The sequence below is a fragment of the Lysinibacillus capsici genome, from assembly GCF_020217405.1.
Classification (GTDB): domain Bacteria; phylum Bacillota; class Bacilli; order Bacillales_A; family Planococcaceae; genus Lysinibacillus; species Lysinibacillus capsici.
This window is the reverse complement of the sequence record NZ_CP084108.1, coordinates 2,840,477-2,860,946: the sequence shown is the minus strand read 5'-3', so window position 1 is coordinate 2,860,946 and position 20,470 is coordinate 2,840,477. Positions and strand designations below refer to the sequence as shown.

General features: G+C 37.8%; 19 protein-coding genes. 11 read left to right on the top strand and 8 right to left on the bottom strand.

Going from position 1 to position 20,470, the window contains the following annotated elements; genetic code table 11:
* The first annotated feature begins 54 nt into the window (after positions 1-54).
* From LCP48_RS14145 to LCP48_RS14135, 3 genes are read left to right on the top strand one after another with little or no spacing between them, the layout of a single operon-like run.
* The gene (locus LCP48_RS14145) at positions 55-1,476 is read left to right on the top strand and encodes an aldehyde dehydrogenase family protein (RefSeq protein ID WP_004231438.1); all 1,422 of its coding nucleotides are present in this window, start codon (positions 55-57) and stop codon (positions 1,474-1,476) included.
* A 23-nt stretch (positions 1,477-1,499) separates the two neighbouring features.
* Positions 1,500-2,345 (top strand): AhlS family quorum-quenching N-acyl homoserine lactonase, encoded by an 846-nt coding sequence (gene ahlS / locus LCP48_RS14140; RefSeq protein WP_004231440.1) that lies wholly within the window; start codon positions 1,500-1,502, stop codon positions 2,343-2,345.
* A gap of 17 nt (positions 2,346-2,362) precedes the next feature.
* On the top strand, positions 2,363-3,535 hold the full coding sequence (locus tag LCP48_RS14135; protein ID WP_004231442.1) for an iron-containing alcohol dehydrogenase: 1,173 nt from the start codon (positions 2,363-2,365) through the stop codon (positions 3,533-3,535).
* Positions 3,536-4,173: 638 nt separating this feature from the next.
* On the opposite strand, the gene LCP48_RS14130 is transcribed toward LCP48_RS14135, so the two are convergent.
* Positions 4,174-4,683, bottom strand: a complete 510-nt coding sequence (locus LCP48_RS14130; RefSeq protein WP_009370301.1) for a ferritin — start codon at positions 4,681-4,683, stop codon at positions 4,174-4,176.
* A 199-nt stretch (positions 4,684-4,882) separates the two neighbouring features.
* Positions 4,883-5,644: a TerC family protein gene (locus tag LCP48_RS14125; protein ID WP_016994674.1), complete on the bottom strand. Its 762-nt coding sequence runs from the start codon at positions 5,642-5,644 to the stop codon at positions 4,883-4,885.
* 415 nt (positions 5,645-6,059) lie between these two features.
* Here LCP48_RS14125 and LCP48_RS14120 point away from each other — a divergent pair, with 415 nt between their 5' ends.
* A complete protein-coding gene (locus LCP48_RS14120; protein ID WP_202341111.1) occupies positions 6,060-7,820 on the top strand; it encodes an ABC transporter ATP-binding protein in 1,761 nt (586 codons plus the stop codon).
* A 290-nt stretch (positions 7,821-8,110) separates the two neighbouring features.
* Positions 8,111-8,530 carry an SRPBCC family protein gene (locus LCP48_RS14115; RefSeq protein WP_225340292.1) on the top strand — a complete coding sequence of 140 codons (420 nt, stop codon included), beginning with the start codon at positions 8,111-8,113 and terminating at the stop codon, positions 8,528-8,530.
* 39 nt (positions 8,531-8,569) lie between these two features.
* Here the strand turns inward: LCP48_RS14115 and LCP48_RS14110 are convergent, their stop codons facing one another.
* The 5 genes from LCP48_RS14110 to LCP48_RS14090 all read right to left on the bottom strand — a co-directional run bounded on the left by LCP48_RS14110 (position 8,570) and on the right by LCP48_RS14090 (position 13,648).
* Positions 8,570-10,051 carry a spore germination protein gene (locus LCP48_RS14110; RefSeq protein ID WP_004230729.1) on the bottom strand — a complete coding sequence of 494 codons (1,482 nt, stop codon included), beginning with the start codon at positions 10,049-10,051 and terminating at the stop codon, positions 8,570-8,572.
* Positions 10,051-11,175, bottom strand: coding sequence for a GerAB/ArcD/ProY family transporter (locus LCP48_RS14105; protein ID WP_004230728.1), 1,125 nt, complete (start codon positions 11,173-11,175; stop codon positions 10,051-10,053). The genes LCP48_RS14110 and LCP48_RS14105 overlap by 1 nt, the downstream gene beginning before the upstream one ends.
* Positions 11,176-11,324: 149 nt before the next feature.
* Positions 11,325-12,215: an anti-sigma-V factor RsiV gene (locus LCP48_RS14100; protein WP_004230726.1), complete on the bottom strand. Its 891-nt coding sequence runs from the start codon at positions 12,213-12,215 to the stop codon at positions 11,325-11,327.
* A complete protein-coding gene (locus tag LCP48_RS14095; RefSeq protein WP_004230723.1) occupies positions 12,208-12,726 on the bottom strand; it encodes an RNA polymerase sigma factor SigV in 519 nt (172 codons plus the stop codon). The genes LCP48_RS14100 and LCP48_RS14095 overlap by 8 nt, the downstream gene beginning before the upstream one ends.
* A 154-nt stretch (positions 12,727-12,880) precedes the next feature.
* Complete coding sequence (locus LCP48_RS14090; RefSeq protein WP_004230722.1) at positions 12,881-13,648, bottom strand: sulfite exporter TauE/SafE family protein; 768 nt, start codon at positions 13,646-13,648, stop codon at positions 12,881-12,883.
* Between the two features lie 215 nt (positions 13,649-13,863).
* On the opposite strand from LCP48_RS14090, the gene LCP48_RS14085 reads away from it, so the two are divergent.
* The 6 genes from LCP48_RS14085 (at position 13,864) to LCP48_RS14060 (ending at position 19,193) form a co-directional block, all read left to right on the top strand.
* A complete protein-coding gene (locus LCP48_RS14085) occupies positions 13,864-14,289 on the top strand; it encodes a hypothetical protein (protein WP_004230721.1) in 426 nt (141 codons plus the stop codon).
* Between the two features lie 74 nt (positions 14,290-14,363).
* Entirely contained in the window at positions 14,364-15,359 is a 996-nt protein-coding gene (locus LCP48_RS14080) for an LLM class flavin-dependent oxidoreductase (RefSeq protein WP_004230720.1), read from the top strand.
* A 703-nt stretch (positions 15,360-16,062) separates the two neighbouring features.
* Positions 16,063-16,452 carry a GntR family transcriptional regulator gene (locus LCP48_RS14075; protein ID WP_004230719.1) on the top strand — a complete coding sequence of 130 codons (390 nt, stop codon included), beginning with the start codon at positions 16,063-16,065 and terminating at the stop codon, positions 16,450-16,452.
* Complete coding sequence (locus tag LCP48_RS14070; RefSeq protein WP_004230718.1) at positions 16,449-17,138, top strand: ABC transporter ATP-binding protein; 690 nt, start codon at positions 16,449-16,451, stop codon at positions 17,136-17,138. Before LCP48_RS14075 ends, LCP48_RS14070 begins: the two co-directional genes overlap by 4 nt.
* Positions 17,135-17,962 (top strand): hypothetical protein, encoded by an 828-nt coding sequence (locus LCP48_RS14065; protein WP_004230717.1) that lies wholly within the window; start codon positions 17,135-17,137, stop codon positions 17,960-17,962. The genes LCP48_RS14070 and LCP48_RS14065 overlap by 4 nt, the downstream gene beginning before the upstream one ends.
* Positions 17,963-17,975: 13 nt before the next feature.
* Positions 17,976-19,193, top strand: a complete 1,218-nt coding sequence (locus LCP48_RS14060) for a hypothetical protein (RefSeq protein ID WP_009370308.1) — start codon at positions 17,976-17,978, stop codon at positions 19,191-19,193.
* A 104-nt stretch (positions 19,194-19,297) separates the two neighbouring features.
* Here LCP48_RS14060 and yfkAB read toward each other — a convergent pair whose 3' ends face one another.
* On the bottom strand, positions 19,298-20,410 hold the full coding sequence (gene yfkAB, locus LCP48_RS14055) for a radical SAM/CxCxxxxC motif protein YfkAB (protein ID WP_004230715.1): 1,113 nt from the start codon (positions 20,408-20,410) through the stop codon (positions 19,298-19,300).
* Positions 20,411-20,470 lie beyond the last annotated feature (60 nt).

Below are 20,470 nucleotides of genomic sequence, written 5' to 3'. Positions count from 1 at the left end.
TCTTTATTTTCTGAAATGAATACGTAACCATAAAAAGAAAGGAGTGAATTACGATTGAAAAAGGGCTTATGGATCAATGGAGAATGGAAGATGACTGCTCAATGGATGGAGATCCAAGCTCCCTATTCGCAAGAGGTATTGGCACACTTTGCGATGGCCACTGAAAAAGATGTACAGGAGGCCATTGAAAGTGCACATGCTGCAGCTCCTCAAATGGCTGCATTAACTGCTTTTCAACGAGCAGAGATATTAGAGCAGTTATCCACCCTTTTTGCAGAAAATAGAGATGAAGCAGCAAGTATCATTGCAATGGAATCAGCCAAACCGTTAAAGTATGCTTACGCTGAAATTGATCGCACAGTTGAAACCTATAAATTTGCGGCAGAAGAAGCAAAGCGACTTACTGGTGAAATGGTTCCAATGGATGCATCAAAAAATGGAGAGGGGCGCTTTGCTTATACATTAAGAGAGCCAATCGGTGTTGTGGCAGCGATTACGCCATTTAACTTTCCGCAAAATCTAGTAGCACACAAAGTTGGGCCAGCATTAGCTGCAGGCAATACGATTGTATTGAAACCTGCCACACAAACAGCACTATCAGCCCATTTTTTGGCAAAATTATTGGCGCAAACAAATTTACCAGCAGGTGCCTTTAATCTTGTAACAGGACAAGGTAAATTAGTAGGCGATGCATTTTTAGCACATCCCAATGTTAAGATGATAACGTTTACAGGAAGTCCAGCGGTAGGGATTTCTCTACGCAATCGTGCAGGCTTGAAGAAAGTAACCTTAGAATTAGGTTCCAATGCAGGCGTAATTATAGACGAAGGGGTACAGCTTGAGCGTATTATGGATCGCATTGTGATGGGGGCCTTTTCCAACCAAGGTCAAGTCTGTATTTCTTTACAACGTATCTATGTCATGGAAAGTATGGTGGAGGAATTTTTAATACGGCTGAAGGAAAAAATAGAGCAGCTTACAATTGGTGATCCAATGGATAATCAAACAGATCTTGCTATGATGATTTCACAAGCTGAACAACAGCGTGCTTATCAATGGATTGAAGAGGCAGTAGCTGAAGGGGCCCAAGTAATTACAGGTGGTCACATTGACAATCATATTTTATTGCCCACTGTTTTATATAATGTTCAACCACAGAGTCGTGTATCCTGTGAAGAGATTTTTGCACCTGTTGTTATCGTCAATAAGGTATCCACCATTGAAGAAGGGATAGCGGCTATCAATGATTCTCACTATGGCCTACAGGCAGGCATCTTCACTCCTTCTATTCAGACAGCTTTTCAAGCTACAAAAGCATTGCACGTTGGTGGAGTCATCATTAATGATGTACCTACTTATCGAGTAGATCACATGCCGTATGGTGGTGTAAAGGAAAGCGGCACAGGCCGTGAAGGCATTAAATATGCATTAGAGGAAATGACGGAAATGAAGCTAGTAATTTGGAATAACCAATAATAATCACGAATGGAGATGGGAAAATGAAAATGATTAAACAACATCCAAAATTGTATGTGATGGACAATGGTACGATGCGAATGGATAAAAATTATATGATTGCGATGCACAATCCAGCAACCATCGATCATCCAAACCAGCCAAATGAATTTGTTGAATTCCCTGTTTATACAGTACTGATTGATCATCCAGAAGGTAAAATTCTATTTGATACAGCATGCAATCCAAACTCGATGGGTCCAGAAGGGCGATGGGGTGAATTTACGCAAAAGGCATTTCCTATTAATATGCCAGAAGAATGCTATTTACATCATCGTCTAGAAGAATTAAATGTTCGTCCAGAGGATATCAAATATGTTGTTGCTTCCCATTTGCATCTCGACCATGCAGGGTGCTTAGAACTCTTTACAAATGCGACAATTATTGTACAGGAAGATGAGTTCAATGGCACATTACAAACATACGCTAGAAACGTAAAAGACGGTGCCTATGTTTGGGGTGACATTGATATGTGGATTAAAAACAATCTGCAATGGCGCTTAATCAAACGTGGCGAGGATCATGTAAAACTAGCTGAAGGGATACAAGTATTAAATTTTGGTAGTGGTCATGCTTGGGGAATGCTAGGTTTGCATATTCAAATGCCTGACACAGGTGGTATTATCTTAGCTTCAGATGCCATTTATACGGCAGAAAGCTTTGGCCCTCCTGTCAAGCCACCAGGCATTATCTATGATTCTGTAGGTTATAATACAACAGTGGAACGGATTCGAAGACTAGCACATGAAACAAATTCACAAGTATGGTTTGGCCATGATCCTATTCAATTTAAATCATTTAGAAAATCGACGGAAGGCTATTATGAATAGATAGGAGTAGAGAAGCCATGCATAAATTAACCTTTACGCCTGCTAGCTATACTGGCTGGGGCTGTTTAAGTCAGCTTCTGCTAGAGGTAAAGAAGTTTAACGCTCACAATATTTTGATCGTGACAGATCCATTATTAAAAGAAATAGGTCTAACGGACAATGTCGAAAAGCCTTTGATTGAGAAAGGCTATACAACAACCATTTATACTGATATTGCACCAGAGCCTCCGCTTGCAATTGGCGAAAAACTAGTAGATTTTACGAGAAAGCATCCATTTGATTTGGTGATTGGTGTAGGTGGGGGCAGTGCACTAGATTTAGCGAAGCTTGCCGCCGTATTAGCAAAACATGATGGAAAAGTTGCAGATTATTTAAACCTAACAGGAACGAAAACATTGGATAATAAGGGGTTACCTAAAATTTTAATTCCTACCACTTCTGGGACAGGCTCAGAGGTTACAAATATTTCTGTGCTATCACTGGATACGACCAAGGATGTTGTGACACATGATTATTTATTAGCGGATGTAGCGATTGTAGATCCTGCCTTAACGATTTCCTTACCATCAAAGGTAACGGCTGCGACTGGGGTAGACGCGTTAACTCATGCGATAGAAGCCTATGTATCAGTAAATGCGAATGCAGTAACAGATGCACTTGCACTACAAGCTATCCGTTTAATTAGCCAGTCAATAAGAACAGCTGTCCATAATGGGCAAGACAAGCAAGCACGCACAGATATGAGTTATGGCAGCTATTTAGCAGGGTTAGCCTTTTTCAATGCTGGTGTAGCAGGCGTCCATGCTTTAGCCTATCCCCTGGGAGGTCAGTTCCATATAGCTCATGGTGATTCCAATGCAGTACTATTACCATATGTCATGGGTTATATTCGTCAAAGTTGTGAAAAACGAATGAAAGATATTTTAGATGCCATGGGGATATCATCTTCCTATTTATCGCAAGAAGAGGCTTCCTATAAATGTGTTGACACCTTACAACAACTCGTTCAAGATGTGAAAATTCCCTCAACATTACAAGGATTCAATATCCCTGCCTCAGCACTTGAACAGCTAACAGAGGATGCTACAAAACAAACGCGTATTTTAGCGCGAAGTCCAATGCCATTAGAGCGTGAAGATATCTATCAAATCTATCAAGCTGCCTTTGATGGAGTGGTAAGAGAACCGTAATGAGGTTTTCAAAAGATTCAATAACTAAAAAAATCTGCCTTAATGGCAGATTTTTTTCATGTTGTTGAAAAAGATGATGTCAACGGCAGAAAAAGCAACTTTGCAAGGTGAGGGGTTGATTTCCGTTCCGCCAGCGTCCTTTCCAGGGGACGTCTGAGGAGCCGCTTCACTCACTTCCGTTCGCTCCAGGGTCTCCTCTGTGACGCTAAATCCCCTAGGAGTGATGCTGGCTCCACTCCAATCAACCACTCTGCAAAGTGTCTTTACTTTTTTCATACTAGTATAGAAATCAAATAACCCAATATCTGTATTCTTAGGTGGGATAAACTCTTATTTTCAATGTGGAGAATTGAAGCGTGACAACACCCCTCTATAAAGAGTAGTAAACACTTGCACTTTATTTGAAAACCTTTGCTAAAAAGTCAGTGGGTTGGAGTGGAAGGCTACTTGACTCCCGTGGGATAGCGAGACAGGCGAAGCCCTGCACGGAGCGGTAGTGGAGGAAGTGATTCGGCGCTCGCCCACAGGAAAGCAAGTAGCCTGCAACGGAAATCCATTTCTACCTTTCAATTGACTGTTTTGTTTTTCAACACTATGAAAAAAATCTGCCTTAATGGCAGATTTTTTTATAAGAAATATTACGCTTCCGCATCTGGTGTAAATGTACGTGTAGCCAATTCTGCATCTAGCATAAAGATTGCGTTTGAGTCAGTTTCGATACGCTCAATTTTACGAATTAATGTATCAAATGTAGATTCTTCTTCTACTTGCTCGTCGATAAACCATTTTAAGAAGGCCATTGTCGCATGCTCACGTTCATCTAAAGCAATGTCTGATAAATTGTAAATACGGCGTGTTACTTCTTTTTCGTGTGATAGAGCCGTTTTAAAGGCATCTAAAATGGATTCGAAATGATTGCCTGGGCTTTCAAAACCTTGAATTGTTGCGCGGTAGCCCATATCACTTAAGAAATTATAAAATTTCATGGCATGGAAGCGTTCTTCTTCGGCTTGTACTAAAAAGAAGTTAGCGAAGCCATCATAATCTTGATCAGTGCAATAGGCTGCCATTGCCATATAGGCATGCGCAGAGTAGAATTCAAAATTCATTTGTTCATTAAGAGCTGTGTGTAGTTTTTCAGATAACATAAAAGTTTTCCTCCTTTTGCAGTAAATGACTTCTTTACTAGTATACAGTGTTGAGGCAGTAACATACAAAAAATTTAATTTTTAAAGCAATTCATGCAAAAGTTAATTGATATTCGTTCTCAATTAGAAAATCTCTTCTTTTATAGTTTTAAGAAGATAAAAAAATCGCCTCGATCGTAATCGAAGCGATTTTTCATTATTATTGTTCTTGTTTCTTTTGATTTTTCACACCGATTAGGTAGCCACCTAATGCGATAGCAATTAAGACAATCCAGAAAATAGCTTTCCAAAGAGTGGAGTGGGGGAATTCGTGTGGAATCACACCCAATTTTTCATGTGCTAATGTTAATACAGCTAATTTTACACCAACCCAGCCGACAATTAGGAAAGCAGCTGTTTCAAGTGATGGGAATTTGTCGAGAACCTTTACAAACCAACGAGCTGCGAAACGCATCATGATGACACCAATAATACCACCTAAGAACATCACTGCGAACTGACCTGCGTTAATCCCGCCAATATCAAAATCACCGATATGTGGAAGTGTGACAGCAATGGCAACCGCTGCAAGAATAGAATCCACAGCAAATGCGATATCAGCAAGTTCTACTTTTACAACCGTCATCCAGAAGCCAGATTGTTTTTTCGGCTCTTGAATTTCTTCGGAGTTTTGGGATGCTTTCCGCGAATCATAAATATGCTTAATAGACATAAACAGTAGATAAGCTGCACCTATTGCTTGGATCTGCCAGAAATTAACGAGCGTTGTAATAAGGAATAATGCGGCAAAACGGAAAACAAATGCCCCCACTAATCCATACAATAAAGCTTTTTGTTGTTGTGCCTTTGGTAAATGCTTAACCATAACAGCCATTACGACGGCGTTGTCTGCTGCTAACAAACCTTCTAGTACAATTAATACGACAAGTACCCATGCGTATTCTAAAAATATTGCCTCCAAATTTATTGCCTCCTTTAATTGTTGAACAGAAATGAATGGCTTGCTAACTTATTCTTTCCCTATTTTAAGCAAAAGAAAAAGACCCCTGCCTAAAAAATAGGCAAAGGTCTTGCTAAGCAATTAACTGTTCGTTGCACAGAAAGTTTTCTGTGTGACAAGAAATGCCATCACACCCGATGGTAATATACCATGTAATGACGAATGTGAATCAGATGCTTCGATCGCATCTGCTAGCTACTCCCCTTTGACAATAAAGTCAAAAGCTATTCAATTCTTACTAACATAGTAACATGCAACAATATAAAAGTAAATAAAAATATACTGCTATGGAGAAAAAATACTTTTCCGTTACGTTTGCACAAATGGTACTATAAAAAGATAGGCAAAATTTTTACAACTTAGAGAGGAGACAAACATGTATAGAAAATTTTTTTCCTACTACAAGCCACATAAACGATTGTTTGTCATCGATTTTTCAAGTGCCATTATTGTAGCAATCTTAGAGCTTGCGTTTCCATTGGCTGTTCAATGGTTTATCGATGAGTTATTGCCAACAGGAGATTGGGGCATGATCGTGAAAATAAGTGTCCTATTACTGCTTGTTTATGCCATTAGTACATTATTGAACTTTATCGTTAACTATTTAGGACATAAACTAGGCATAAATATCGAAACGGATATGCGTCAGGAATTATTTACGCATGTACAAAGGCAATCATTCCGATTCTTTGATAATACGAAAACAGGTCATATTATGAGTCGCATTACCAATGATTTGTTTGATATAGGTGAGTTTGCCCATCATGGACCTGAGGACCTCTTTATTGCGATCATGACCTTTGTTGGGGCCTTTGCCATTATGTTTAATGTGAATCCAACACTTGCTTTGATTGCAGCGATTATGGTGCCATTTTTAACATGGCTCGTGACATTTAGTAATATAAAAATGAACAATGCTTGGAAAACGATGTATGGTAAAATTGCTGATGTGAACGGACGTGTAGAGGATAGTGTGTCCGGTGTCCGTGTTGTGAAATCCTTTACAAATGAAGAATTTGAAATTAAACGCTTTAAGGAGCAAAATGGATTTTTCCGTACGGCTAAATTATATGCCTATAAAATTATGGCAGGGACACACGCCAGTATTTACATGATGACGCGCCTCCTTACATTAATGGTGTTAGTAGTCGGCGCTTGGCTAAGCTTTAATGGGAAATTATCTTATGGGGAGCTAGTGAGCTTTGTTTTATACACGAATGTTCTGATTAAACCAATTGATAAAATTAGTGCTTTATTAGAGCTTTATCCGAAAGGAATGGCTGGCTTTAAGCGTTTCCGTGAATTAATTGAACAGGAGCCAGAAATTCAAGATCGTGAGGATGCAAAGGTTATTAAACATTTAGATGGAAATATTGCCTTCAATCATGTTCATTTTAATTATGATGCATCCAAACAGGTTTTACATGATATAACATTTGATGTAAAAGCTGGCCAAACTATTGCCTTTGTAGGTCCTTCGGGTGCTGGCAAAACTACAATCTGCTCATTGATTCCTCGATTTTATGAGGTGACAAAGGGCGCTATTACGATTGATGGTATCGATATACGTAATATGACACAAGCGTCATTACGTGCTCAAATCGGTATCGTACAGCAGGACGTCTTTTTATTTACAGGTACGATTCGTGAAAACATTGCGTATGGAAAATTAGATGCAAGTGAAGCGGAAATTCGAGAGGCAGCGAAAAAAGCCCATCTAGAGGCATTTATTGCAGAGCTGCCCGAGGGCTATGATACACAAATAGGTGAACGTGGCTTAAAATTATCAGGAGGACAAAAGCAACGACTCGCGATTGCTCGTATGTTCCTAAAGAACCCGCCTATCTTGATTTTAGACGAGGCAACCTCTGCCTTAGATACAGAAACAGAAATGATCATTCAGCAATCGTTAACAGAGCTTGCTGAAAATCGTACAACACTAGTTATTGCCCATCGACTGGCAACTATTCGCAATGCTGATCGTGTATTAGTTGTGACACCGAAGGGCATTGAAGAGGATGGCACCTACGATGAGCTAGTGGCACAAAATGGGATTTTTGCAAAGCTTCATCATATTCAATTTCGCAAGGGACAAACAGAACAAAGCGTTCAGAAAGATTTTGTGGAATTGACGTAAATGAAGGAAAGGGAGATTGTTTTTTTAAACAATTTCCCTTTTTTAGTTGCTTCCCTTATTACTTGTACTGCTCATGTTGTATCTAAAGCACACTAATATGCCTAATAAAGGTTTATGTAGAAAGAGGGAATCCATTGAAAGGTAATACCATCGAATAATCAAAGGGGGTCAGGTCAAATTATTGATATGGAAAATGGAGCTTTCATTTATGAATCATAGAAGGAATGTTTAGCAAGTTTATCGAATAGAACTACAGTTCACAATAAAGGTCATGAAATAGAGGTGAAGCAATGGGTAACGATAGAATCATCGGTCAAACGAAAAGTGTGGGTTTTCAAATCGGGGTTAGAAGGACGTTTCCAATTTCGCAGGAGCAAGCATGGGCATTGCTCACGACAACAGAAGGGGTACGTACATGGCTGGGTGAAAGCACTTCAGTTATATTTGAGCCTGGGCACAAATACCACTCAAAGACAGGGTCAGGCGAAATCAGGATTGTTAAACCGTTAGAGCAGCTTCGATTAACTTGGCAAAAGGAAGAGTGGTCAAAACCATCTACCGTACAAATCCGTATTTTACCAAAATGTGTTAATAAAACAACCATTAGCTTTCATCAGGAACATCTTTCTGATCAGACAGTACGAGAAGAAATGAAAGGTCATTGGGAAAGTGTACTGGACCTTATAAAAGAAAGAGTCCAAAATCGTTGAGCGAATAAAAATAGCATCCCTTCACAATCGATAGGGATGCTATTTGTTTTTATTTGGAGAATCCTTGTTTTCATGTCCTTTTGAAGTTCGTGTATAATCCTGTGGAGCAAGTGCTTTGTTACGTTCTGTATAGCCCTTAGGTGATAATCGAAAGATGGATTTTTTAATGGTTGCCCAATTTAGATCTGTTGCCAGGTTCATGTAAGAGTAGCCGTAAATTCGAATATTACTTACGTAAAGCAATGTCAGGTATAAAGAAACAAAGAAGCCAAATAATCCGAAAAAGGCACTAGCAAAGATAAAGGCAACGCGTAATATGCTGACCGAAGTAACAAGCGACTGATTCACTAATGTAAAGGAGGCAATGGTAGAAATAGCGATGACAACGATCATTTCAGGACTGGTTACACCTGCTCGAATGGCTGCATCCCCGATAATTAATCCACCTACAACACTGATGGTCCCACCAATAACGGAAGGGAGACGCAAGCCTGCTTCACGAAACAATTCAAACATCAGCAACATGAGCAACATTTCAAGCGAAGAGGGGAGCGGTAAGCCCGCCTTCGCTTGCACAACGGTTGCGAGTAGTTGAAGTGGCAATTGGTTTTGGTGATAGGTTGTCAACGCAAGCCAGAATGCAGGAAGTAGTAAGCCAATTAAAATACCAAATATTCTCAATAATCGTTCGAGTGAACTGAAAATAATAGGATATTCATTATCCTCAGCTGATTTCAGTAAGAGAAACAAATTGACAGGGGTAATGATGGCATAGGCGACGCCATCTACAAAAATAATAAAGCGTCCTCTTGCTAAGGCCTGAACCGCATAATCAGGTCGTCCTGTATAATCAAACTTCGGAAAAAGCTTGGAATTTTTATTCACCTGTTCCATCAATAAATCGCCACTAAAAACAATATCTGTATCAACGGCAGCGAGCTGCTTTTTGATGCCATGTAAAATATCCATATCCACAATATCATCAAAATAAAGAATGGCTACCGTAGTTTTTGAACGCTTCCCAAGCTCCACTTTTTCCACACAAAATGAGTTGGTCGGCAAGCGTTTTCTTACTAGTGCGATATTGACGCGTATATCTTCAATGAAATTATCTCTGGGCCCTTTAACAAGAACCTCCATGCGTGTTTCTTCAGGCTGGCGATTCGGCTTGTGGGCAATATTGCTTGCATATAAAAGATTGCCTTCATCAAAATACAACAACAAGAAGCCACTATAGACAAAAGTTATCAGCTGTTCCTTGTCTTGTACTTTTTGAATACTTGGAACATGAAGATGCCTTGCGATATTCTCTTCAAAGGGGACCTCATCCAAATGATCATATAAATACTGAATACGTTGAATAATCACTTCATTAAGCATTTGTTGATCAATCATAGCATCACACGTAATAAAGTGTACTTTCTGCTGATTAAACATATATTCCTGAAATTGAATATCTGCCGATTTTTGAAATAATTTTCTAATCGTACTAAGATCTAGCGCCTGTTCTTGCTGAGGCATTATGATTCACCACTTTTCCTATCTTGTTTTTCAGTTTTCCCCTTTTTAGAAGATTTATCCGACAAGAAAGCTACGACTACGAAAAATATTGACAGTAAAAAGAAAAAAATAAAAGTGGCTGTAAGAATATAATGTCCTTTAACTTTTAAAAATAGGCTTTCATTTAGCATGATTAATGGTAAACAAAGAATAAAGAAGGGAGGAGCAAGCATTTGCCATATACGCTTCGGATCTCCTGTCATCTTCAATAAATCTGCCACAATGTACAAAAGGAAACTAACACGAATAAAGGTTCCTGTCAGCCATTGATAAATGGAGAAAAAGTCAAGATGCTCGATATAGCGACCGATTGTCACTAATCCCCATTCTTCGTAGGCAGGATAGCGTTGCTTAGCTGCTTCATTCGGTCCAAATTCTGTAATGGCCCCAATTAATGGTCCTAATGTCAGTCCTACTAAAATGGCCAGCATAATAGCAAAATGGTACCAGCGAATACGTTCCTTAAATTGATGCTGTAAAAATAGCAACATTAAAAGCTCAATAAACCCGGATGCAGGGAAAATCATGCCTCGCAATACAGGCTGGAATCCATGTTCAAAAAATGGACGCAATAATTCATAATCTTTTACCTGCATGTTCGTAAAGGCAACGAAAAAGCCAAAGATAACTACACCGAATAATACAAAAACGTTTAAAATGACAATTGTCTGTAAGCTAGTCGCCACAAGAAGAATACACAGAATGGTATAGATAAATAATAAGATGATCACAGGTGTTTGAGGTAAAAATGTAGTATTAACCCATTGCAGTGTTTCAATCATTGTAAAAGCTGCGATAATCATTAAAAAAATAGCAACTGTATAAATAACAATAGTAGAGCCAATTTTCCCGATTTTTGAATCAAGCCAATCTCGGATGGGCTCCTGTTTAGATTTCGATTGAATATATACTAATAAAAATAGCCAAAAGAAAATAATTCCTCCAGCAAACAATACAGATAGCCAGCCATCTCTTTTGGCCACATCTAGCAGTGGAGGAATAATGGTTACATGATTTTTTAAGCCAATAACAGTCATTGATAGGAAGATGACATGTAAAATACTGATTGATCCTACACTTTTCATGTTGAAAACCCTCTAACATTGATTGATACATATTAGCTTTGACAAAAAAAGTCGGCTTTATAAGCAGAAAATGGTATGGTTTTATGAAAAAAATGAGGTATTGGACGACACCATCATCCAATACCTCATCATAGGAAACGTAAGCTAAATTAATGAATATATTTTGTGCTTACAAGATCTTCTTTTAAGACATCTGTTGGGATTTCAAACTCTACAACGCCCATATAGCCAGGTGCCACTTCATATTTATCAAAGGAAATCACAAGCTTGCCTTTATCAGAAATGTAGAATTGCTGATCAGGTTTAATGGCTGTAAATTCTTCCATTGACTCTTCATCGGCAAGGCCAGCACCCTTTACCCAGTAAACTTTATCTTGATTCGATTCAGCTATTTGTGTACGCATTTGTTCTTTAATATTTTCACTAATTGTTTCAATATAGTGCTGATCTTTAAAGAGCATTGGTAAAGTAATTAAAATTTCGTTTTCTTTATCGATCGTATCGTATTCCATCACCGTTGAAGACGAACCAACAGTATTTACAACATAACGGCCGATCGATAAAATTTGTTCATTATCAGTTTTGATTTCGAAACCACTATCAATACCTAAATGACCACCGCCATTTAATTTTAAATCGCCCACTTCTGCCATAAATTCATCGTAAAGTGTTTTACCTTCTGCACGATACTTTTCATTTAATGTATTCGCCAGATCTTGATTTTCTAAGTTTTCAATAGAAGGTACTTTAATGTTGGCATCATAAGTATCTTCAGCCACTTCATATTCTGTCCAAGTCAATACTTTTATCACACTACCAACCACGGGAATTTCTGAGAGTGTACGTGCCATTGCAGGACTTACATTTAAACCAGCTGTAAATAGCATGGCTGCAGCGGCAGATCCAAGGACCCATTGAGGTGTACGATTTTTTTTCTTTTTTTGACCTTGCTTAAGTGCTTTTTCAACCACGAAGTCTAGCTCTTTTGGAATCGGGACTTTCATATATTGTTTCTCTAACTCCTGTAATTTTTTATCCATGTGCAGTTTCTCCCTTCACATCTTCCAGTTGTATTTTCAATAGTTTTAATGCTTTATAAAGACGTGATTTGGCTGTACTCAACTTAATGTCGAGGATGTTCGCCACGTCAGCGAGTTTTAAATCCTCGAAATAATGGAGAATGACAACCTCTCGATACATTTGCGGGAGTTCATCCAACGCATGCTCCAAGTCAACGTTCTCATAAACATCCTCTTGAGCAGGTGTTAAATATTGTAATGTATCATCATCTGTCACTTGTAAGCGTTTATGCTTACGTAAAAAATCTATGGCTGTACGGACAACTATTTTATAAAACCAGCTTTTCATATAGGTCACATTTTCAAGTCGATCTAATGAAAGCATGGCTTTTTGGATACTGTCTTGTACAACATCTAGTGCGTCCTGTTCATTTTTTGTATAGCTATACGCGAGCAAATAAAAACGCTCTTTTTGTTCTCGAATGAATTGGACAAACACCTCTTCATGTTGAAATGCATTTCTTGTTCTCATGTCCAAAGAAGCTCCTTTTTTAACATTGTCAAATTGTATACATTTACTAGACGTACGAGGAGAGGGAAAAAGTTGATGCCATGAAAAAAACTTACCCCAATTGAGATAAGTTTGATCGTTCTATAGTATTGGCATACGTTAGTATAACGGCTGATCATGAAAAATAGTCATATGTATTTTTCAAGAGTAATAGAATGGTCACAACGATAAATAATTTACGTACATAGCCACTGCCGCGTTTAATGGCAAATTTTGAACCAACAATAGCTCCTGCAATTTGCGCAAGACCCATTGGTAGTCCGTAGGCATAATTTATTTGTCCTAAGTATATAAACATAAGGAGGGCAGCTACATTACTGCCGAAATTTAAAAATTTGGCGTTTCCTGCTGATTGTAAAAAATCAAAGCCAACTAGGAGAAAAGCAAAGAGTAGAAACGAGCCTGTCCCAGGACCTAAAAAGCCATCATAAAAGCCAATAAGTGTAATCACAAAAACAAAAATAATAGAACGCTTTGGGGTTAATTGTTTATAGGTGGTCATACTGCCCCAGTCTTTTTTAAAGATGGTATAGATAGCAACGGCTGCAAGCATAATCAGCATTAATGGCTTCAGTACACTTGGGTCCATTAAGTGGACAATCCAAGCACCCAGCATAGAGCCAAAAAAGACGAAGGGGAAAAGCTTATAGACGGCTTTTATATCTAATTTACCAGAGCGATAAAATGTCACTGTGCTAGTAAGGGAACCCATTGTACCTGCCAATTTATTGGTTGCTACTGCAGTAGAGGGAGGAAGACCAACGAACATAAGAGCTGGTAATGAGATAAGCCCACCTCCTCCAACCACTGAATCAATAAAGGCTGCTAAAAAACCGAAGAGGATTAAAATTAATAAAATATTTACATCTAAATCAAAAGGCACAAAAGGTCATCTCTTTTCTATCATAATAATCTGATAGTAGCGAACTGAGGATAGGCTGTAAATACTCTAGCTGCTATTTTTTAATAGAAATAAATGAAGTGATCGTATAGAAAATGACGATAATTTCTACATAACACAAAAAAATTCTACTTGGAGTCATTATTTTGATGTATTATGTAGTTGATGGTGTTTTTACGTAAAGGGGACGTGATGACATGAGTTTAGGAAATCATATACGTGTATTTCTCTGTGTTGTGTTTATGGGAGTACTTGTAGGGTATGTCTTTAATGCAAAAAAAGATATAACAGATCATGAGTATATTGATACTGTAAAGGAAGGCTATTTGGAGAATTTTTCAGATGTCACAGTTCGAAATGCTTTTAATTACGCTTTTTTTGAACCTTACTGGCGCTATTATGAAGCGAAAACTGGGGAGCAAGTTGTAGAATTGTCAGGTGATATTACGTTTCAAGACGCAAAAGGACATGCTATTCTCCAATTTGTCGTGAACGAACAAACGCAGCAATTTTCCCTAGAGGCAATGAAATTTAAAGATGTCGTATTAAACCAGCAACAACAACAAAAGCTTGTTGGCATGGTCTATCACACTTGGGAAAAGAAACAACTAGCTTATGAGTAAGGTTTTTTATTTTGTAAATCATCCAAACTGTATTACAGTAAAAGGGGGAGCTAGAGACAGAGAGGATGTTTTACATGAGATTAAGTATTTTAGATCAAATGCCGATTCCTAAAGGTCATTCTGCAGAAGAGGCCTTCCAACGTACAGAACAGCTGGCATTGCTAGGTGAAGAGCTTGGCTATCACCGTATGTGGCTTGCTGAACACCATAATAGCCAGTCATTGGCGAGTTCAGCTCCTGAAGTAACTGCTGCTTTTTTAGCTGCTAAAACACAGCGGCTTCGCATTGGTACGGGTGGTGTCATGATGATGCATTATTCACCCTATAAGCTAGCAGAGGTCTTTAAAACATTATCGGGGCTGGCACCCAATCGTATTGATTTTGGTGTGGGGAGAGCTCCTGGTGGTGATCATGCCGCTATCTATGCCTTGGCAGAGGGAAGACGACAACGCTTCACAGAACAGTATGATAAGCTAGAAATCATATTAAAACTAATGAATAATCAAAAAACAGGTGAACATGTCTATGATCAAGTCGTTGCAGCTCCTGCTCATATTTCATTACCAGAGGCTTGGTTACTAGGTTCTAGTGGTCAGAGCGCCATGCAGGCTGGCCAGCTGGGAGTAGGCTATTCGTATGCACAATTTTTCACGGGCAATATGTCAAAGGATATCTTTGATGCCTATAAAGCCTATTTTACGCCTTCTTATTATATGGATAAACCACAAATCATTGTGACATATGCAGCAACAGTTGCCCCAACCTTAGAAGAAGCGGAATATTTAGCTAAACCGATTGATATTTCTCGACTTCATTTAATGAAAGGGCAAATCATTCAAACAATGTCACCCGAAGAAGCGAAGGATTATCCATTAACTGAAATGGATAAATTGACGATTGACAATAATCGCAAGGCGAATCTTGTCGGGACACCCCAAGACATTGCTACTTTTTTAAGCGCTGAGCAAGAACGCTATGGCTTTGATGAAGTGATGCTAAATTGCAATCAATATGAATTAGAAAGTCGTTTAAATACCTATAGATTCCTTGCAAAGGAATTAATTAGATAAGAGGAAAAGCCATATTCATCTGAATATGGCTTTTATGTATTTAGAATAACGGCTTTACAATTAGAAAAACCCGGAAATAAATTTCCGGGTCTGATTACCACTTACATTTTCTGCTCCATGACACACTGCCTCGCTTCCGCATAGGATCTTAAGATATTCCTAAGAAATCTGTACTTTAGCTTATTCAGTTTTGATGGTCCTTCTGAGTTATCGATCAATCGCACTCATCGGGTTAACCCTCCTAGTCATTGGATTTGAAGTGAAATCTTTAATAGTATAGCTCAACTTCTATTTCTTATACCTCTTGTGAACATAAAATATTTTTTATGCTAAAAAATAATTACAAGAAAACATACAGTCATTACCAGTTAACAATGAGATAAAAACGCTCGTCTGTTTGAAGAAAAGAATAGTTGCATCCATAATGTACATACTACTTGTACAACTGGCTGTGATTTTAATTATTGATAGATATTTCCATAAATGTGATTGACTTAAAATGTGTATTAAGCATATAATACATTTTAAGAAGTGTATTAACTGTTTAATACATTTTTTTATTGTCGGTGTATTAAGTGCTTAATACGCTGAGGTGTTAACGAGAGAAAAAATATGTCCATGTTGATAGGTGCAACCCATCATTCTACGTACTGTGTATTAAGTGGTTAATACGCGGAATTAATTTTTTGAGGAGTTGAGTTATTTGACTATAAATTTTAATAATCGGGACCCGGTGTATGTCCAAGTGATTCGGCATTTGAAAGAACAAATTGCCAAGGGATTTTATGAGCCAGGACAGGAGATTCCATCCAGAAGGGAATTAGCCAATCAGTTAAAAATTAACCCAAATACTGCGCAACGAGCTTATAAGGAAATGGAGGAACAAGGATTGATTTTTACAGAGGGGAATATGCCTAGCTGCATTACGAAAGATGAAGCGGTCCTTAAAAATGTCCGTGAGGAATTGATTATCGAAGCGGTTGACTTATTTTTAGGCTCTATTAAATCTATCGATGTGCCGTTAGCCGAAGTATTGGAACTTGTAAAGAAAAAACATGATGCCGAAAGCGGAGAAGCGGAGGAATCGAAATGATAGAAGTAAAAAATGTTAACAAGAAATATGGCAGGAAACAGGTTTTAAAAGACATTTCTTTTACTGCAGAAAAAGGAGAGATTACTTGTTTAATAGGAATAAATGGTGTAGGTAAGACGACCATTATGAAAGCTATTATGGCGCTCACACCAATTAATAGTGGTGAAATTTTAATGGATGGAGAAAAAATCACAAAAGAAAGTTTTGAAAAAATAACCTTCATCCCAGACACAATAACGATGTTGCCACAAATGAAAATCAATGAAGCTTTTACGTTCATGGCTGATTTTTATAAAAGCTGGAATCCTCAGAGGGCAGAAGAATTACTACAATTTTTTAAACTTGATCCGAATGAACGTATTGCTAACTTATCGAAAGGAAATACAGCAAAAGTGAATATGCTACTGGGTTTGTCACTTGATGTCGATTATTTACTGATGGATGAACCATTCTCTGGCATTGATATTTTCTCTCGTGAGCAGATTGCAGAGGTGTTTACAAGCCATTTAATTGAAGAACGTGGTGTCATTATAACAACGCATGAAATTAGTGATATTGAGCATTTGATTGATAAAGCAGTCCTTATTGATGACGGTGCAGTATTGAGGGAATTTAGCGTGGAGGAAGTACGTGAAAATGAAGGGAAATCAGTGGTTGATGTGATGAGGGAGGTATATCGAGCATGAAAAACTATTTAAAACTTGTTCATTTTGAAGTAAATCGATTTTTTAAATTGTATTTGATTTTAATAGGCTTGACCATGCTCAGCCAGCTTATGGGAGCAGGAATTATCTCACAAACTTATATGAAAAATGCTAAACAGTTGATGGCAGAAAACCAGTTATCCATGAACCAGTATGTGGAGCAATACGGGACTTTTTCTTTCGATCGATTCACTGATTCAGAATGGTTTCTGCTGCCAATCTTTTTTTGTATCGCCATGTTGATGATTTATGTTTTCTTTATTTGGTATCGAGATTGGTTTGGCAAAAATACGTTTATTTACAGATTATTCATGTTACCAACTGAAAGAATCGCCATTTATTTTGCGAAATTAACGACGATTATGCTTTTAGTTCTTGGCTTGATTGCCTTGCAAATATTGCTAATTTTGATGGAAAAACAAATAGTGAATAAGATTATACCAATCGATCTCCAATCAAATTTCTCAATTTATACTAGTTCTACTTTAAATATGTGGAGGTGGCTGTATCCGACTACCTTTACAGAGTTTATCCTAGTATATGCACTTGGATTACTTTTCGTGGCAGTAATATTTACCGCGATTTTAATTGAGCGAAGTTATGGTTTAAAAGGAATTTTTTACGCTATTTTTTATGGCTTACTGTCACTTGGGGTATTTTTTGCTCCAATCCTATTAGTTAATGTTTATACAAATTACTTTTACCCACTTGAAATTTTCTTCATGGTACTGGTAGCGAGCATGATCGTTTTAGGAAGTGCCATTTGGATTGCGAATCATTTACTAAAATATAAAATCAGGGTCTAGAGGAGGTATAACAATGAAAAAATATTGGAAAACAATCAGTATTTGTTTCTTCATCTTGGTATTTATCAGTTCTTACTATATCCAGAAAACAGCAATGGCTTCGAAAAATGACAGATCCTATAAAATTGAAACGATCAGCGGAAATAAGGAAGAAATCGAAAATCTTATCCTTCAAACAAGTTATCAGAGTAATGATCTTTATCATATGTTGTACATATCAAAGGATGGTTCCACGAATCCCAATAATCAGTCTTTTTTTGGCGATTTAATTGCCCCAAATGAACCTATGATTCTTCGGAAATATATTGAGGAACACCGTAATTTTATGCGAGGGAAAGAATTTGATCCAAGAAAATATTTTGAAGACAAAGCACGCTTGATTTATACAACGTTTCTAGATGATGGTAAAAAAGAAGCTAGAGGCAATGTCGTAACGCTTCAAATTGATACACTTGATAAAAATACAAATGACAGTTCTTCCTTTAAAATCGATATACCAGTCAAAGCTAGCTATGATTGGATTAATGTGAATGACGTCTACGTAGGAGATGGAAAGATAAATATTTTAACAACAAACTATTTATCAGCCAACTATCTTATAAAGGCTAGGGAAGAGTTGCATGTCTATACGATTGATGTGGAGAAGAAGGAATTAGTAAAGGATGCCATCCTTGCAGAATTAGTGTCAGAAGAAAGAGGCACTTCCAGTATCCGTATTTTTAATGAATACAATACTACTACTCAAAACGAAAATTATTATTTATATATGGTAGAAAAATACAGTGAGCGAAAAGAAAATACTGAGCTAGAAGTTATCTCTAGTCAAATATATCTCTATGATAATGCCAAGAATGAAGCAGAGGAATGGACTATGCCAGAAGAATTAAAACCCTATCGGAAGTCAATGCGGATTCATAAAGAAACGATATACATTCCTGTTTATTCAGCCAATGGTCTAACGCTGAATCGTTATCATATTGAAAAGAAACAGTGGGAAGAACCCTTAACCCTTCAATATTCAAGCATTGCGAATGAGAAAGATGCTCCATATTTACGTATAGCAGAGGGAAAATTTTATTTAGTATATCGTGTTTCCGATGGACAGTGGTTGTCTATCGTTGATTTACGTACAGGTGGATTGATTTATGAAGGGAAAATCATTTCCGAAGACAAGAAAAATCAAGAGGCGGATTCCTCACTTACGATCGAACAATTATATACGATGCATTAAGGAACAGGAATACGGATAACCTACAATTTATAACTTCATATGTAAAAAAACTCCATGTTGATCAGTCTTTGTTCAACATGGAGTTTCTGTCTGTATCGATGAACTTATACACGAGCAGAGCCACTCACAAACGCGGCATCTGGATAATACATATTTTTTACAAGTACATTTGGCCCTAAGCATTTGACTGCTGGACAATGGCAGTTAAGCGATTTTGCCAAGTCGGTCGCCATCCATTTATCAAAGATCAATGGTAGTTCGTCATGTACAATATTGCCGAGGGCTGGTGTGTCACCAAAGTCGGTAACGATCACATCACCTGTAAAGATATTGATATTCAATCGTGAACGACCGTCTGGGTCATTACGCATCGTGACATTCTTCTCAGTACGGAGACGTTGTAACAGCTTTTGATCTTCTTCGTTCATGCTACATGGGTAGAATGGTAGTGTACCAAATAACATCCATGTATTGTCATCACGGATATCTAGCAGGTGATGAATGGCTTCACGTGTTTCCTCTAGTGATAAAGAAGTAAGTGCACTTGCAAAGTCGGATGGATACATTGGATGCACCTCATGACGTGCACATTTCATCTCATGGATAATTTGGTGATGAATATGTTCTAAGTATGGTAAAGTTTTTTTGTTTAACATTGTTTCTGCTGATACCATTACACCATGTTCAGCTAGCATTTTTGCGTTATCAATCATGCGTTGGAATAAGGCTGCACGTTGGTCGTATGTTGGTTTGCGTTCCATCATTGCAAAGCCCGTTTCGACGAATTCATCGATTGTTCCCCAGTTATGGGAAATATGAAGGACATCAAGATAAGGTGCAATCAGTAAATAACGTGCTGGTTCCAATGTTAGGTTGGAGTTAATTTGTGTCCGTACACCACGTTCATGCGCATATTTTAAAAGTGGCAACACATAATTCTGGACGGACTTTTTACTCATCATAGGTTCTCCACCAGTAATGCTGAGCGTTTTTAAATGGGGTATTTCATCTAATCGTTTTAGAATTAATTCAATTGGTAATGCCTCAGGGTCTTTATTTTGTAATGTATAGCCTACTGCACAGTGTGCGCAGCGCATATTACAAAGTGTTGTTGTTGTAAATTCAATATTTGAGAGTGTCATTTGTCCATGTTGTTCTACATCTAAATAGGCTTCCCAAGGATCATAGACAGGTGTTATTTTTTGTAAGGTCGTCATCTTTCGTACATCTTCCTTTCTAGCAATCTATTGTCTCATATTCAACGATAATTTCAAATA